21 protein-coding genes and 2 pseudogenes are annotated in these 11139 nt (G+C 42.4%); 7 read left to right on the top strand and 16 right to left on the bottom strand.

Features of this window, described 5'->3' with window-relative positions; genetic code table 11:
- The first annotated feature begins 6 nt into the window (after positions 1-6).
- Positions 7-642 carry a type I restriction enzyme HsdR N-terminal domain-containing protein gene (locus QUB70_RS03470; protein ID WP_332978348.1) on the top strand — a complete coding sequence of 212 codons (636 nt, stop codon included), beginning with the start codon at positions 7-9 and terminating at the stop codon, positions 640-642.
- On the opposite strand, the gene QUB70_RS03475 is transcribed toward QUB70_RS03470, so the two are convergent.
- The 4 genes from QUB70_RS03475 to QUB70_RS03490 form a co-directional block, all read right to left on the bottom strand.
- Positions 635-988 (bottom strand): DUF5615 family PIN-like protein, encoded by a 354-nt coding sequence (locus tag QUB70_RS03475; RefSeq protein ID WP_332978349.1) that lies wholly within the window; start codon positions 986-988, stop codon positions 635-637. The genes QUB70_RS03470 and QUB70_RS03475 overlap by 8 nt on opposite strands.
- A gap of 3 nt (positions 989-991) precedes the next feature.
- Complete coding sequence (locus QUB70_RS03480) at positions 992-1333, bottom strand: DUF433 domain-containing protein (RefSeq protein ID WP_332978350.1); 342 nt, start codon at positions 1331-1333, stop codon at positions 992-994.
- Positions 1334-1424: 91 nt separating this feature from the next.
- On the bottom strand, positions 1425-2789 hold the full coding sequence (locus QUB70_RS03485) for an NB-ARC domain-containing protein (protein ID WP_332978351.1): 1365 nt from the start codon (positions 2787-2789) through the stop codon (positions 1425-1427).
- Positions 2786-2929 carry a hypothetical protein gene (locus tag QUB70_RS03490; protein ID WP_265239683.1) on the bottom strand — a complete coding sequence of 48 codons (144 nt, stop codon included), beginning with the start codon at positions 2927-2929 and terminating at the stop codon, positions 2786-2788. The genes QUB70_RS03485 and QUB70_RS03490 overlap by 4 nt, the downstream gene beginning before the upstream one ends.
- Positions 2930-3040: 111 nt before the next feature.
- On the opposite strand from QUB70_RS03490, the gene QUB70_RS03495 reads away from it, so the two are divergent.
- Together QUB70_RS03495 and QUB70_RS03500 are read left to right on the top strand one after the other, a co-directional pair.
- Positions 3041-3559, top strand: a complete 519-nt coding sequence (locus QUB70_RS03495; RefSeq protein ID WP_265239682.1) for a hypothetical protein — start codon at positions 3041-3043, stop codon at positions 3557-3559.
- Positions 3546-4130 carry a hypothetical protein gene (locus QUB70_RS03500; RefSeq protein ID WP_332978352.1) on the top strand — a complete coding sequence of 195 codons (585 nt, stop codon included), beginning with the start codon at positions 3546-3548 and terminating at the stop codon, positions 4128-4130. The genes QUB70_RS03495 and QUB70_RS03500 overlap by 14 nt, the downstream gene beginning before the upstream one ends.
- 256 nt (positions 4131-4386) lie before the next feature.
- Here the strand turns inward: QUB70_RS03500 and QUB70_RS03505 are convergent, their stop codons facing one another.
- The 8 genes and pseudogenes from QUB70_RS03505 to QUB70_RS03540 form a co-directional block, all read right to left on the bottom strand.
- Positions 4387-4776 (bottom strand): type II toxin-antitoxin system VapC family toxin, encoded by a 390-nt coding sequence (locus QUB70_RS03505; protein ID WP_332978353.1) that lies wholly within the window; start codon positions 4774-4776, stop codon positions 4387-4389.
- Positions 4773-5003, bottom strand: coding sequence for a type II toxin-antitoxin system Phd/YefM family antitoxin (locus QUB70_RS03510; protein WP_332968836.1), 231 nt, complete (start codon positions 5001-5003; stop codon positions 4773-4775). Before QUB70_RS03510 ends, QUB70_RS03505 begins: the two co-directional genes overlap by 4 nt.
- 20 nt (positions 5004-5023) lie before the next feature.
- The gene (locus tag QUB70_RS03515; protein ID WP_332978354.1) at positions 5024-5413 is read right to left on the bottom strand and encodes a hypothetical protein; all 390 of its coding nucleotides are present in this window, start codon (positions 5411-5413) and stop codon (positions 5024-5026) included.
- A pseudogene (locus QUB70_RS03520) lies at positions 5410-5706 on the bottom strand (DUF5674 family protein). Before QUB70_RS03520 ends, QUB70_RS03515 begins: the two are co-directional and overlap by 4 nt.
- A 158-nt stretch (positions 5707-5864) precedes the next feature.
- On the bottom strand, positions 5865-6056 hold the full coding sequence (locus tag QUB70_RS03525) for a hypothetical protein (protein ID WP_332978355.1): 192 nt from the start codon (positions 6054-6056) through the stop codon (positions 5865-5867).
- 67 nt (positions 6057-6123) lie between these two features.
- Entirely contained in the window at positions 6124-6642 is a 519-nt protein-coding gene (locus QUB70_RS03530) for a DNA-binding protein (protein ID WP_332978356.1), read from the bottom strand.
- Positions 6639-7154 (bottom strand): DUF6932 family protein, encoded by a 516-nt coding sequence (locus tag QUB70_RS03535; protein WP_332978357.1) that lies wholly within the window; start codon positions 7152-7154, stop codon positions 6639-6641. The genes QUB70_RS03530 and QUB70_RS03535 overlap by 4 nt, the downstream gene beginning before the upstream one ends.
- Positions 7138-7386, bottom strand: a complete 249-nt coding sequence (locus QUB70_RS03540; protein ID WP_332978358.1) for a hypothetical protein — start codon at positions 7384-7386, stop codon at positions 7138-7140. The genes QUB70_RS03535 and QUB70_RS03540 overlap by 17 nt, the downstream gene beginning before the upstream one ends.
- Before the next feature lie 76 nt (positions 7387-7462).
- Between QUB70_RS03540 and vapB the strand changes: the two genes are divergently transcribed.
- Both vapB and QUB70_RS03550 read left to right on the top strand, forming a co-directional pair.
- Entirely contained in the window at positions 7463-7684 is a 222-nt protein-coding gene (gene vapB, locus QUB70_RS03545) for a type II toxin-antitoxin system VapB family antitoxin (protein ID WP_332978359.1), read from the top strand.
- A gap of 1 nt (position 7685) precedes the next feature.
- On the top strand, positions 7686-8069 hold the full coding sequence (locus QUB70_RS03550; RefSeq protein ID WP_332978360.1) for a type II toxin-antitoxin system VapC family toxin: 384 nt from the start codon (positions 7686-7688) through the stop codon (positions 8067-8069).
- Between the two features lie 300 nt (positions 8070-8369).
- On the opposite strand, the gene QUB70_RS03555 is transcribed toward QUB70_RS03550, so the two are convergent.
- Both QUB70_RS03555 and QUB70_RS03560 read right to left on the bottom strand, forming a co-directional pair.
- Positions 8370-8789, bottom strand: coding sequence for a type II toxin-antitoxin system VapC family toxin (locus QUB70_RS03555; RefSeq protein ID WP_332978361.1), 420 nt, complete (start codon positions 8787-8789; stop codon positions 8370-8372).
- Entirely contained in the window at positions 8771-9016 is a 246-nt protein-coding gene (locus QUB70_RS03560) for a type II toxin-antitoxin system Phd/YefM family antitoxin (RefSeq protein ID WP_332978362.1), read from the bottom strand. The genes QUB70_RS03555 and QUB70_RS03560 overlap by 19 nt, the downstream gene beginning before the upstream one ends.
- 381 nt (positions 9017-9397) lie before the next feature.
- Between QUB70_RS03560 and QUB70_RS03565 the strand changes: the two genes are divergently transcribed.
- Together QUB70_RS03565 and QUB70_RS03570 are read left to right on the top strand one after the other, a co-directional pair.
- The gene (locus QUB70_RS03565; RefSeq protein WP_332978363.1) at positions 9398-9664 is read left to right on the top strand and encodes a hypothetical protein; all 267 of its coding nucleotides are present in this window, start codon (positions 9398-9400) and stop codon (positions 9662-9664) included.
- Positions 9661-9981 carry a type II toxin-antitoxin system RelE/ParE family toxin gene (locus tag QUB70_RS03570; RefSeq protein WP_332978365.1) on the top strand — a complete coding sequence of 107 codons (321 nt, stop codon included), beginning with the start codon at positions 9661-9663 and terminating at the stop codon, positions 9979-9981. Before QUB70_RS03565 ends, QUB70_RS03570 begins: the two co-directional genes overlap by 4 nt.
- A 177-nt stretch (positions 9982-10158) precedes the next feature.
- Here QUB70_RS03570 and QUB70_RS03575 read toward each other — a convergent pair.
- Both QUB70_RS03575 and QUB70_RS03580 read right to left on the bottom strand, forming a co-directional pair.
- Positions 10159-10383: pseudogene (locus tag QUB70_RS03575) on the bottom strand (Uma2 family endonuclease); the annotation flags it as partial.
- 238 nt (positions 10384-10621) lie between these two features.
- Positions 10622-11139: RNA-guided endonuclease InsQ/TnpB family protein (locus QUB70_RS03580; protein ID WP_332978367.1), on the bottom strand; the 518-nt coding region annotated here is incomplete at its 5' end.

The following is an 11139-nucleotide window of genomic DNA, read 5'->3' on the forward strand; positions in this document are numbered from 1 at the left end:
GAACGAATGGCAAAGGTTATTGCAGTTACAGAAGCTATTAAAAGCCTTGCTGAGGCTGAATCAAGGTTGAATTTGAGCCGAACTGAGGATGAGGCTTTTTTTACAGAGTGGCAAGCCCAATTGCCCAGTCCCAGCGATTCTGAACAGACTGCTTTGGATACGCTACGACGTAGATTGCTATATCATAGAGCCGATGGAGAATTGTTAGAAGGGGCGGTGACATTGTTGGTGGCATCACCTTTGTTAGAACTGGCGGGATTCTACGATCCACCGTTTAGGATGAAGGCTGAAGCTGCAATCGAAATTGCGATCGACGATGGGGAAGAAACGCTGCGCGGACGCATTGATATTTTGATTTTGCAGAATCAGCTTTGGGTAATGGTTTTGGAGTGTAAGAAGACTATAATTTCGACGCGATCGGCATTACCCCAAGCATTAGCATACATGATGGCAAATCCCGATCTGGATAAACCGAGGTTTGGGATGTTGACGAATGGCGATGATGTGTTGTTTGTAAAACTTATGGCTCAACCTACGCCCGAATACGGGTTATCGCGGGCATTTTCGATCTATACTGTGCGTAGTGAATTGCGATCGGCATTTCAAGTGTTGAAGCATTTAGGGCAAAGCATCACTAGCTGATAAGTGACTTTGAAGGACGCACAACGCGAATCAGTTTGCCTTGCAAAGATTCTGCTGCTGTAATCGCAATGTGGATTCGGTTAGCCAGCGCTTCCCAATCGCGATCGTTCGTACAGGCTATAATACCGGCATGACTGGGCTGTATGCGGTGCAGCCGAAAGAAATCTTTTCGGTTCTCGGTAATGACGGCACGTTTTTCGCTACTAGCAAAAGCTAACACATCTGGGTCAGGAATTTTCTGATTCGCTCTACCTGCTTCTTGGACAGTCAAAACATCGTGTCCCAAAACCCGCAGTAATTCTACAACCGGATAGGGGTATTGCTCATCGGCATAGAGGCGTGCCATCTGCTACAAATCCTCGTCCATCACTTCATCGTTTTCCCGGATTTCTGTTTCAATTTCCTCGGGAAAGGCTTCGGCGTATGCCCAAGCGTTAGCAATATCAGTAGCAGAGAGGGCTCGATAGCTTGTGAGTAAATCGGCTTCGCTATACCCAATGCGACGAGCTTCTACAAGTCCCCAAACGGTGATGCGAGTTCCGGCAATGCAGGCACTTCCACCACAAACATCAGGCGTTTTTTCAATACCGCGCCCCAGGGTGATTTTGCCCTGAGATAGGAGTTGAACAACTTGAGCTTTTTCATCATCAGAGAGTGCCAGCAGTTGAGGCTCTAATTCTTTCAGCGTCATGGCAAACAATGGAATTGCGACTACTGATTATTCTATCGAATTTATTCTATTTAGTTTGCTTGGAGTGGACTTCGTTTGTATAGAAGCGGTTTCAACCACCGAGTCTTATCGCAGCATATTGCCTCAGTACAGGTGAAATTGTGTAAAATTTTGCTTGTTGTTCTATCAAACAGCGCCGCGATAAAGATTGCAGCGCATTTACCAAATCTGAGGCGGGAATTCGGCTATTTTCTAGCAATTGGGTGAGATTAATTGCATCCCTTGCTTTGGCTAACAAGGAGAGGACTTGTTTTTCGAGTTCGGATAGGCGGCTAAATTGCTGCTGTAAAACATCTTTCAAATCTTCGGGCAACAATATAGTATCATTTAATAATAACTCTGTGACGCATCCGCCCAACTCTTGCATCTGAGTGGCGACGCTTTTTAACCAGAGGGGATTGCCTTGGTAGCGGTGAATCAGTGCTGAGTAGTTGTCGATGTCTGCTAATCCATAATCTCTGAGTATTTCCCGTCCGGCGGCGCTGTCTAAACCTTTGAGTTGTAAGGTGTTAATTTGTGTATTTTGGTTTTTAATTTGAGTAAGTTCTCTTGGTTGTTCCCAACCGATTAGCAGGAAGCAACTTTGATGGGAGATTTTTTCTATTTTTTTGAATAAAGAGCGATATTCTTCGTATTCTGGTTGATATTTTCCTGCTAATTCGCCGCTGCTGAACAAATTGTGAATGTCATCTAAGATTACTAAGCAGCGATGTTTTTGTAAATATTTAATTAGGGGTAATGCTTTCTGGTTGGTTGTGGGTGAGTCTTGCTTTTGGTACTGGGAGAAAAACTGGATTAGGTTGGCTTCAAATTCCGGGAGGGTGGGGGATGTGTCGAGGTTGCACCAAATGACGCATTCAAACTCGTGTTTGATTTGTTGGATGAGTTGTACTGCTAGGGATGTTTTGCCGATGCCGCTGATGCCGGTGAGGGCTATGAGGCTGCTGTTTTGTTGTAGAATCCAGTTTTTGAGGGTTTGGAGTTGTGGGGTGCGATCGTAGAAAGCACCTAATTGTGGCATTTCGCTTAAGTCGTGATGGGATGTTTCTTGATTGGGTTGGTGTGGATTTGGTATGTTTGGCGGGTGTCTAGCTTCTCCGCAGGTGTTAAAACTACCGATGGTTACAACGTCGCCTTGTGCAAAATTTGAAGAATTAGAGACTTGGAATCTCTTAATTGCCGAGTGAAAATTCTTTTTATTAATATCTTCTCCCAACTCTTCTGAAAGTATCTGCCATAATTTTGAGCCAACATCCCTGACATAACTCTCGTTACAGTGAATCTCCTCTGCAATTTTGGTGTATTTCTCACCTTGCATTGTTCCTCGCAGAATCGCCTCTTGTAAGTTATCGAGGTGCTCACCTGTCTTGGCAAATACCATCTCGTCAGCCATTTGTAACACTTCCTTAAAATTCATGCGGCATCGCAGATGTTGTGATTTTCCGTATTATACCTAACTTTTTCCAACATTTTCTGGCATTTGCCAACATTTTTCATGTGGGGAGTTGGAGTAGCTAACAAAACTGCCAACAAAATCGAGCATTTTTTGCTTGACATTTTTTTGTTTTAAATTAATCATTGGTAAAAGTATTACAATGTTAATTTATAAATTAATCATCATAAGGTAGTCCCATTGTGTCTAGCTGCTTGCCGATACAGAGGTAAAATATGTCAGATCAAGAACCAAAAAAGATCGCTTTTCTGGGTAATCAACTCCAGGGTAGATCGATCGTAAAGCAGGAAACTCAATCTGATATCCAAGTTTATAAAGATACTCTTGCCGAAAGGTTTGCACTAGCGCCAACATCAGAAGAATTTGATAGGTTAATAGAACAGAGACGGAAAATTCAGGAATTAGATAGAGAAGCCAGCCAATTGAACTACGCAAAAGAATTGGGGGAAATCAAGATTCAAGATGCGAAACAAAAAGCTATTTTTCAACGCAGTCAACAAGTTGTAGCAAGTGTTGTTTCAATTATAATTGGTCTTTATTTTATGCAAGCTTTTCCTTTGGCATCTTTGTTGTTTGTGGTTTTAGGTTTAGCCAGACCTTTAGGCTATTCTTTAGGAGAGATAAGTGAGCTTTTCGGTGGATTGACAGGGTTTTCTAAAGAGTCAGATAAACTTTTATCTAATGATAACATACAGGAAATTCAGTCTAAGGAGCCTACAAATGACAGATCCTAAACTAGATTTAATCAGTACGTTCAAATTTGAAAAGCGACTTAAACTTTTTGTTGCGGTATATCTTTCATTAGTTTTGCTTGTAGTAACTGCTCTGTTAATCAAGATTGAGATGGCTACTGAGTTACAGCAGGCTTTGATAATTATTCTCGGCTTAATTACAATTGCTACTCTTGATGCGTTTAGAAAAGCTATAGATACTACACCATCTTCTTTAGCCAATCAGTTTAACCAGATAATTTTGCAGGACGTAGGGCTTTACGTTAGTGGTAATTATACTGGCGATTATTACTTTAATAGAGACATTAATCAAGGAGGTGAAAAAACTAAAACTCTTGCTGAAGCTGCTGCTGAAATTCAGGAGCTTCTAATACAACTAGAAAAGTCAAAACCTAATGCTACTGAAGATGAGAAGGTAGCCTACGTTAATGATGAAACCCCTCCTGATTTAAAGTCTCGTGTAGCTATTGCAGCCAAGGTTGGTGGTGAAGCGGCTATGGATACTATTTTGGAGAATAGTCCTTACGGTAAAATTGCTAGATCTGTTATCAGAGCTTGGATATCTCTTCCTTAGTTTAGTAGCTAGGGCAGAATAAGACGGACATTTTTTACTCACAATCTTATCTCTTGCTTTGATGTCCGATCGCCCCATCCGACATATTCCATTAACCCTCGTGTCACCCCAACCCCTGTTTCCACTGACAATCCGATTCATTTCCACCATCTCAAAGGGCGCTGATTGCACACAGGGGCGTGAAGCGTAGCTATCCCGTAGGTCGATCGCCCAAACAAACAAAAGGCCGATCGCCCACAGAAATATAGAATATTGCCTAACTGAGTGTTTGTACCACCGAATTACCTGTAAGATTGGCATCAACTGTAGCTAATTTTAACCCATAGTAAATGGCTGTGGCGGCAATAAATCGGTCTCCAGGGTCTTGATGAGGTAGTGCAATCTGGCGACTTAAAATGGCAATAGCGTTATTCATTGGGGCTTCACGAGTTTCCAAGGTTTTCAAAGCTAAGTTAACCCATGTAACCGGATCTGGCTGTAAAGATATCCTTCCTTTTTCTGCAAGAATGAGCGTCTCCCAAATGCTAATTGGACTGAGCCAAAGTTCAGTATTAGGATCGGAAATAGCCGTTTGAAGTTGCAGCGATAGGCGTTCTTCGCCGAGTAAATACCAAAGCCAAATGTGGGTATCGAGTAAAAGTTTCATTCTAAAACCTCCCACAGTTCGGCGACAGGAGTAATTAAATCTCCTAATATTTCACCACTTCCTTTCATTGTGCCAAATCCTGGGCGTAGGGTTTGGGTAGTAGCAGGATAGATAATCACTAATGGTTTTCCTTCATGGATGATGGTGAGGGGGGTTTTGGTACGTTCGACTTCTATAAATAGAGTCTGGAGGGTTTGAGGTAATTCAGTCGTGGTAATTTGTGTCATTTTTTTAAAGTAAATATTTTCTAATGGTTCATGTCCGAGCCTGAGCAATCAGCATTCGATTTAACAGCCAACAAACCGGACATATTCAGCACTTTCTCCGACCAAATCTTTGTTTCTTGGGCCACCATCATTCGTTGTTCTGCATCCTCCCAAATCCTTGTCCAACGATACTGCCAGCAAGCTAACTGAACTTGTAATTCAACTAAGTCAGCGGCTATTTCTACCTCTGCATCAAGAGCCGTCCACTCAATAAATATCTTACTTTCTTGCAGCAAACCTTCAACCAGTTCGCCATTAGCTGAATTTTGACAGCGAGATTTAATTCGTGCCAAATTCGATGCTAAATTGCCCAAACGGATGGGCAGTTCGTCTCGCAAATAGCGTTCCTTTAAAGCATTCCAATCTCTCATAATCCTCCTAATAACTGTTGAACGATTTGAGCAACCAGTTCGCGAATAACCGGATCTTGAATTTCCATTGAGCGATTGTTCTGACGCGGACGGATATTGATTAGAGATTCATAACCTACTTCTTGCGTCAGCGGATACCAGTCTGCTTCTCAGATATCTACCTGCTTGCTCCCGTTTTCCAACAACAAAGCTTCGCAATCAGCGTGAAGTTCTCCACCACCTGTCAGAATTCGCCGTTCGATATCCACTGCCAGTTTAATATAACTGCCAAGGATTTCTAGCATTTCTTCAATTTGCTCTTGAGTCCCACGCTATTGAATCAGATAAATCATCCCTGAATCAGCTTTAGATTTAATATAACGCTTCAATATTATACAGGTTAGCTGTTTGTCAATATTTTATCCGATCGATCGCTCTGATGGGCGTAGGCGAAGCCGGCCGCATCCCCCTTTCATACATATTCCATTAACCCTCGTGTCACCCCAACCTCTATTTCCACTGACAATCCGATCCATTTCCACCCTCTCAAAGGGCGACGATCGCACACAGGGGCGTGAAGCGTAGCTAATCCTGTAGGGCGATCGCCCAAGCAAGCAAACAAAGGGCGATCGCTCTTTGTTGTTTCTCGTGAGTGATCGCACACCTACTCATTTAATTGACAGCCAACAAACCCAACCTATTCAGCGCTTTGTTTTGAAACAAAGATATTCTTAAGATACTTTACTTGCCCTTTTTATTCTTTGTTCGTGCCATTTCTTTGCACTTTCTTTGAGTTCCTCTATCTGCTCAAAATCTACCTGCACCACAGCCATCTTAAACTCTACACCCAAAGCAAAGCTAATATCAAGGAGTTCTATAAAGCTAGCATATCGATAATTCTTAGCTTCATGCTCCTTAATCTGCTGTTCGTCAATTTCTAGCATTTCAGCTAGTTCTTTCTCGCTCATTTTGGCAGCGATCCGAGCTTTAATTAAGGCATCTGGCAGTTTATTCAAATTCTCAACTACAATTTCGATCGGTTCGCTTTTGTCACAATTAATCAATCTTTCATATTCCGCTATTTCTTCATGTAACTGATCCAAATGGCATTGTATCGCACCCCTACCTGCGTCCCATTTGAGAAAGTCTTTTCTTTTTGCTTCTTCATCCCGCTCCATTGCTGCTACAGTTTTGTTGAATTTTTCAACCCATTCTTTGCTGACTTCATACTGTAATTCATCTTTAATCATGGTTCCCACCTCATTACATCTATAGCTATGATTCCTTTCTTGTTTTTATTTCTATCCTTTTGAAAAAACTCAAAAGAATTCTCACCGTAATTACCTACAGGTTGATCTGCTGGGAAAACCTCGCCTTTATATTTAGCTTTTTGGGCATTTCGGTCGTAATGATTGAACAATCGAGGAGCATTCACTCTTAGATCGTCCATGTCTACAGTTTCGCGATCGTAACAAGCATCAAAGTCGTTAGGGTTTGGTTCAATGGTCACAAAACTACCATTAATATAAATAGTCCTACAACCTGCTGCTTTTAACTGAGTCATTGCTATTTTCAAGCCATCTATCATGTTATTTCTCTTGAAATTAGTACCAAATCTCTCGTTAAACTCCTCCCATTCACAAAAATGCACTCCTGGTGGTAGATTACCGTTTTCATCGAATTCTGGAATCACTCTTTCACACTCTTTCCACAAATTAATTATTCGTTTCTTAATATTATCATATTTATCTCGATCGCTCACCAGTACCCTCACAGCAGACTCCTCTCAATGCAATGGAAAAGTTGCGCGATCGCCTTTCTGATTTTTCCAACAAGGGCGATCGCCCCACCAAGCATATTCCATTAACCCTCGTGTCACCCCAACCTCTATTTCCACTGACAATCCGATCCATTTCCACCCTCTCAAAGGGCGACGATCGCACACAGGGGCGTGAAGCGTAGCTATCCCCTAGGGCGATCGCCCAAGCAAACAAAGGGCGATCGCCCCTTTGTTAGACTGTAATTATGGTATAATCTGTAAAATAACCTCCTCAATATTGCACAGAAATTATGCCTATTGACATAGAGATTTTTCAAACTATCGTCAAGATGCCAGAATCTCTAAAAACAGAGATATTGCATTATGCAAAATATCTACTTGAGAAACACGGAATAAGTGAATCATCTCAAGAAAATCTTGAAGAACTTCATGGTTATGGCAGTTGGGTAGGTCAGATATTTATGTCTGATGATTTCGACGAACCACTCGAAGATTTAAAGGAATATATGTAACATGAAATTCCTTTTAGATACTCATGCTTTTCTTTGGTATTTACTGGGCGATCGCAATCTAGGTAGTAAAGCGAAAGAAGCGATTGATACTAAAACAGATTTATATTTTAGTATTGCTAGCCTTTGGGAAATGTCCATTAAAATTAATATCGGTAAGCTTCAACTGAATCGACCATTTGAAGATTTGCCGAAGGAATTGCAATACCTGAACGTTCAGATTCTACCAATTACATTTGAAGACACTGAGTTTTATGTAAGTCTTCCTCTCCATCATCGAGATCCGTTCGATCGCATTCTGGTAGCACAGGGGATGAATCATTCTCTTGTTTTAATTAGTTGCGATTCGGCTTTTGATGCTTATCCCATTCAGCGGGTGTGGTCATAATCAAGGCGAAAATCTTGGAATCGCGATCGCCCCATCCGACATATTCCCTTAACCCTCGTCTCACCCAACCTCTCTTTCCACTGACAATCCGATCCATTTCCACCATTTCAAAGGGCGCTGATTACACACAAGGGCGTGAAGCGTAGCTATCCCGTAGGGAATCGCCCCACCGAAAAAAGTGCGATCGCCCACAGAAATATAGAATATTGCCTAATACCAATTCACTATGAAGATACACGCTCATGAGGCTGATCTCTCTCTGGTTGTAACTATATCCTTAGCGTTATATTAAGTGCAGCTTCATAATAAATTGGTATAACTAACTGTTTGTACCGCCGAATTACCTGTAAGGTTGGCATCAACTGTAGCTACTTTTAACCCATAGTAAATGGCTGTGGCGGCAATAAATCGGTCTCCGGGGTCTTGATGGGGTAGTGCAATCTCGCGACTTAAAATGGCAATGGCGTGATTCATTTGGGCTTCACGAGTTTCCAGAGTTTTTAAAGCTAAATTAACCCATGTAACCGGATCTGGCTGTAAAGATATCCTTCCTTTTTCTGCAAGAATGAGCGTCTCCCAAATGCTAATTGGACTCAGCCAAAGTTCAGTATTAGGATCGGCGAGATCCGTTTGAAGTTGAAGCGATAGGCGTTGATCGCCGAGTAAATACCAAAGCCAAATGCGGGTATCGAGTAAAAGTTTTATTCTAAAACTTCCCACAGTTCGGCGACAGGAGCAATTAAATCTCCTAAGATTTCACCGCTTCCTTTCATTGCACCAAAGCTGGGGCGTGGAGCTTGGGTAGTGGCAGGATAAATAATCACTAATGCTTTTCCTTCATGGATGATGGTGAGGGGCGTTTTAGTACGTTCGATCTCTATAAGTAGAGTCTGGAGGGTTTGGGGTAATTCAGTCGTGGTAATTTGTGCCATTTGTTGACCGTTCACAATCTTATTTTATTTCTACTATGATAAAACCAGGATTAGACGGAAAGCGATGCTTGAGTGAAAAAAAGAGCGATCTCCCTCGCACCAAATACCAAACACTGCGATGATTGTAGCCAGAGCTTTCGCCAGTTTCTTATACTCGGAAGCGTCAGGTTTTGCCGATAGTAAACCGGGTCGAGATCATTCGATTTTAGATTTTAGATTTTAGATTTTGGAGGCGACCCCACGCATAAATTCAGGGGCTTGAGGATTTTAGATTTTAGATTTTGGATTGATTCCACGGATAAATCACGTGGCGGGTACCATCAAGAAACTCTTGGTCAATAAGGGGCGATCGACACTCGTTATAATCAAAGTATCAATTCTCCACCAGATGTCGCGATGACCATCAAAGAACTCCTCATCCAAGAAATCGATAGCACCCCTGACGAACTGCTCGCAGATATTCTTAGCTTGCTACGATCGCTAAAATCCACTCCACACGGCCAACTCAATACCTACGAACAACTGCTAGAACGCATCGACTACCTCGAAGCCATCATCGGCATCCGTAAAGGACTCGAAAGCTTCGATCGAGGTGAAGGTATCCCAGCCGAGAGAGCCATGACAGCGCTACAGCAGCAGTTCAACATTCCTCCCCGTCTATGAGTTATCAAGTCCTAATCCAACCACCGGCCTTTCAAGAAATTGAAACCGCCTACCGTTGGATGTGCGATTATCTGAGTGCTGATGCAGCAAATCAGTGGTACTACGACCTCCAAGATGCGATCGCATCTTTGCAACAGTTTCCTTACCGTTGCTCACTTGCACCCGAAGCTGCCATCATTGGTCGGGAAATTAGACAACTTTGGGTTGGTAAAGGAAGAACCTATCGGATTCTGTTTGTGGTGGAGGGCGATACCATTGCGATATTACATATTCGTCACCGCCGTCAAGCCCCTGTCGATACTGCACCGCCAGAGTAATCGCATTAAATAGTCAATAAAAAGCGATCGCCCCTCACACCAAATACCACACAGTGCGATGATTGTACGGGTAGCGATCGCCAAATTACGCATAAAGAGCGATCGCTGATTCTCTAAAATCATTCCCCAGTGACAGCTAACGTGGCAAAGCATCAGATTATTCCTCTCCGATATCAATTACTGCGGCCGAATCCCCTGCATAAACTCCCTCCTGGCCTCAATCCTTGAAGGCATCAAAACACAGCGTACCAGCAATTATAAATCCAACTCCGGTAGCAATTCACTTCTTAAAATTTGCTCATAATCATCCTCGCGCAGCCCATAAACATCAAGTCTATTATTTTCCCAAAACCAGACTTCAGGAATGCGAAGTCGCAGATATTTAGCGAGTTTATTTGTACTAAGCTGTTCTGCATTTAAATTGGCTGTCAAAAAACAATCAAACTCTTGTGGTGTGGGCTTCTAGCCCGCCCCGAATATGCAATTTAAATGCGCGACAGCTTACCGCTAGTAATCGTTACCTCCACGGCTAGATCGGGATGCTCTTTTATTGAATTTATTTGACACTCTCAGCGAAGACAGCGACTGAGATTCTTAAGATTTCGCAACCTTAATATCCTGATTACTCAGGTTCCCAAACTCACCGCGTTTGCTCGCGTGAGCGCGGTGATATCTTTTGGGCGTTTAGATGACTAGCACCAAGTTTCGCGGAGTCCCCGCGTACTATTGTCAAAGCTCTATCTCTAATGGTTTTTGCAGCGCCAATATCAGCGTGTTCGTGATAGCCGCATTCGACACAGATGAACTTTTCTCCATCTCTATTCGACTTGTCAATATGACCGCAATTCCTGCATTCTTGGCTAGAGTGTTTGGGATTGATTTTAATTGTGATTTTTCCTTGCTTCACAGCAAGATACTCAATCTTCAAAATCAACTCACCCCAACCTGCATCAGAGATAGAACGATTCAAACCCTTCTTTCTAGATTGTCCATTTTTCAGGAATCTCCCATTGTCATTTTTCACCTTACATCGGCGCATCATCCCAGAGATGTTTAAATCTTCTAGGGCAATCACATCGGTGTTGCGAGACACAATCTTGTTAGCAACTTTCCATTGATACGCTTGGCGTTTATTACCAATCTTTTGATGAAATCTCC

The organism is Microcoleus sp. A003_D6 (assembly GCF_036702825.1).
Taxonomy (GTDB): domain Bacteria; phylum Cyanobacteriota; class Cyanobacteriia; order Cyanobacteriales; family Microcoleaceae; genus Microcoleus.

Coding starts and splice junctions, on each gene's coding strand:
- QUB70_RS03470 (WP_332978348.1), top strand. CDS start 7: ATGGCAAAGGTTATTGCAGTTACAGAAGCTATTAAAAGCCTTGCTGAG.
- QUB70_RS03475 (WP_332978349.1), bottom strand. CDS start 988: ATGGCACGCCTCTATGCCGATGAGCAATACCCCTATCCGGTTGTAGAA.
- QUB70_RS03480 (WP_332978350.1), bottom strand. CDS start 1,333: ATGACGCTGAAAGAATTAGAGCCTCAACTGCTGGCACTCTCTGATGAT.
- QUB70_RS03485 (WP_332978351.1), bottom strand. CDS start 2,789: ATGAATTTTAAGGAAGTGTTACAAATGGCTGACGAGATGGTATTTGCC.
- QUB70_RS03490 (WP_265239683.1), bottom strand. CDS start 2,929: ATGTCAAGCAAAAAATGCTCGATTTTGTTGGCAGTTTTGTTAGCTACT.
- QUB70_RS03495 (WP_265239682.1), top strand. CDS start 3,041: ATGTCAGATCAAGAACCAAAAAAGATCGCTTTTCTGGGTAATCAACTC.
- QUB70_RS03500 (WP_332978352.1), top strand. CDS start 3,546: ATGACAGATCCTAAACTAGATTTAATCAGTACGTTCAAATTTGAAAAG.
- QUB70_RS03505 (WP_332978353.1), bottom strand. CDS start 4,776: ATGAAACTTTTACTCGATACCCACATTTGGCTTTGGTATTTACTCGGC.
- QUB70_RS03510 (WP_332968836.1), bottom strand. CDS start 5,003: ATGACACAAATTACCACGACTGAATTACCTCAAACCCTCCAGACTCTA.
- QUB70_RS03515 (WP_332978354.1), bottom strand. CDS start 5,413: ATGAGAGATTGGAATGCTTTAAAGGAACGCTATTTGCGAGACGAACTG.
- QUB70_RS03530 (WP_332978356.1), bottom strand. CDS start 6,642: ATGATTAAAGATGAATTACAGTATGAAGTCAGCAAAGAATGGGTTGAA.
- vapB (WP_332978359.1), top strand. CDS start 7,463: ATGCCTATTGACATAGAGATTTTTCAAACTATCGTCAAGATGCCAGAA.
- QUB70_RS03550 (WP_332978360.1), top strand. CDS start 7,686: ATGAAATTCCTTTTAGATACTCATGCTTTTCTTTGGTATTTACTGGGC.
- QUB70_RS03565 (WP_332978363.1), top strand. CDS start 9,398: ATGACCATCAAAGAACTCCTCATCCAAGAAATCGATAGCACCCCTGAC.
- QUB70_RS03570 (WP_332978365.1), top strand. CDS start 9,661: ATGAGTTATCAAGTCCTAATCCAACCACCGGCCTTTCAAGAAATTGAA.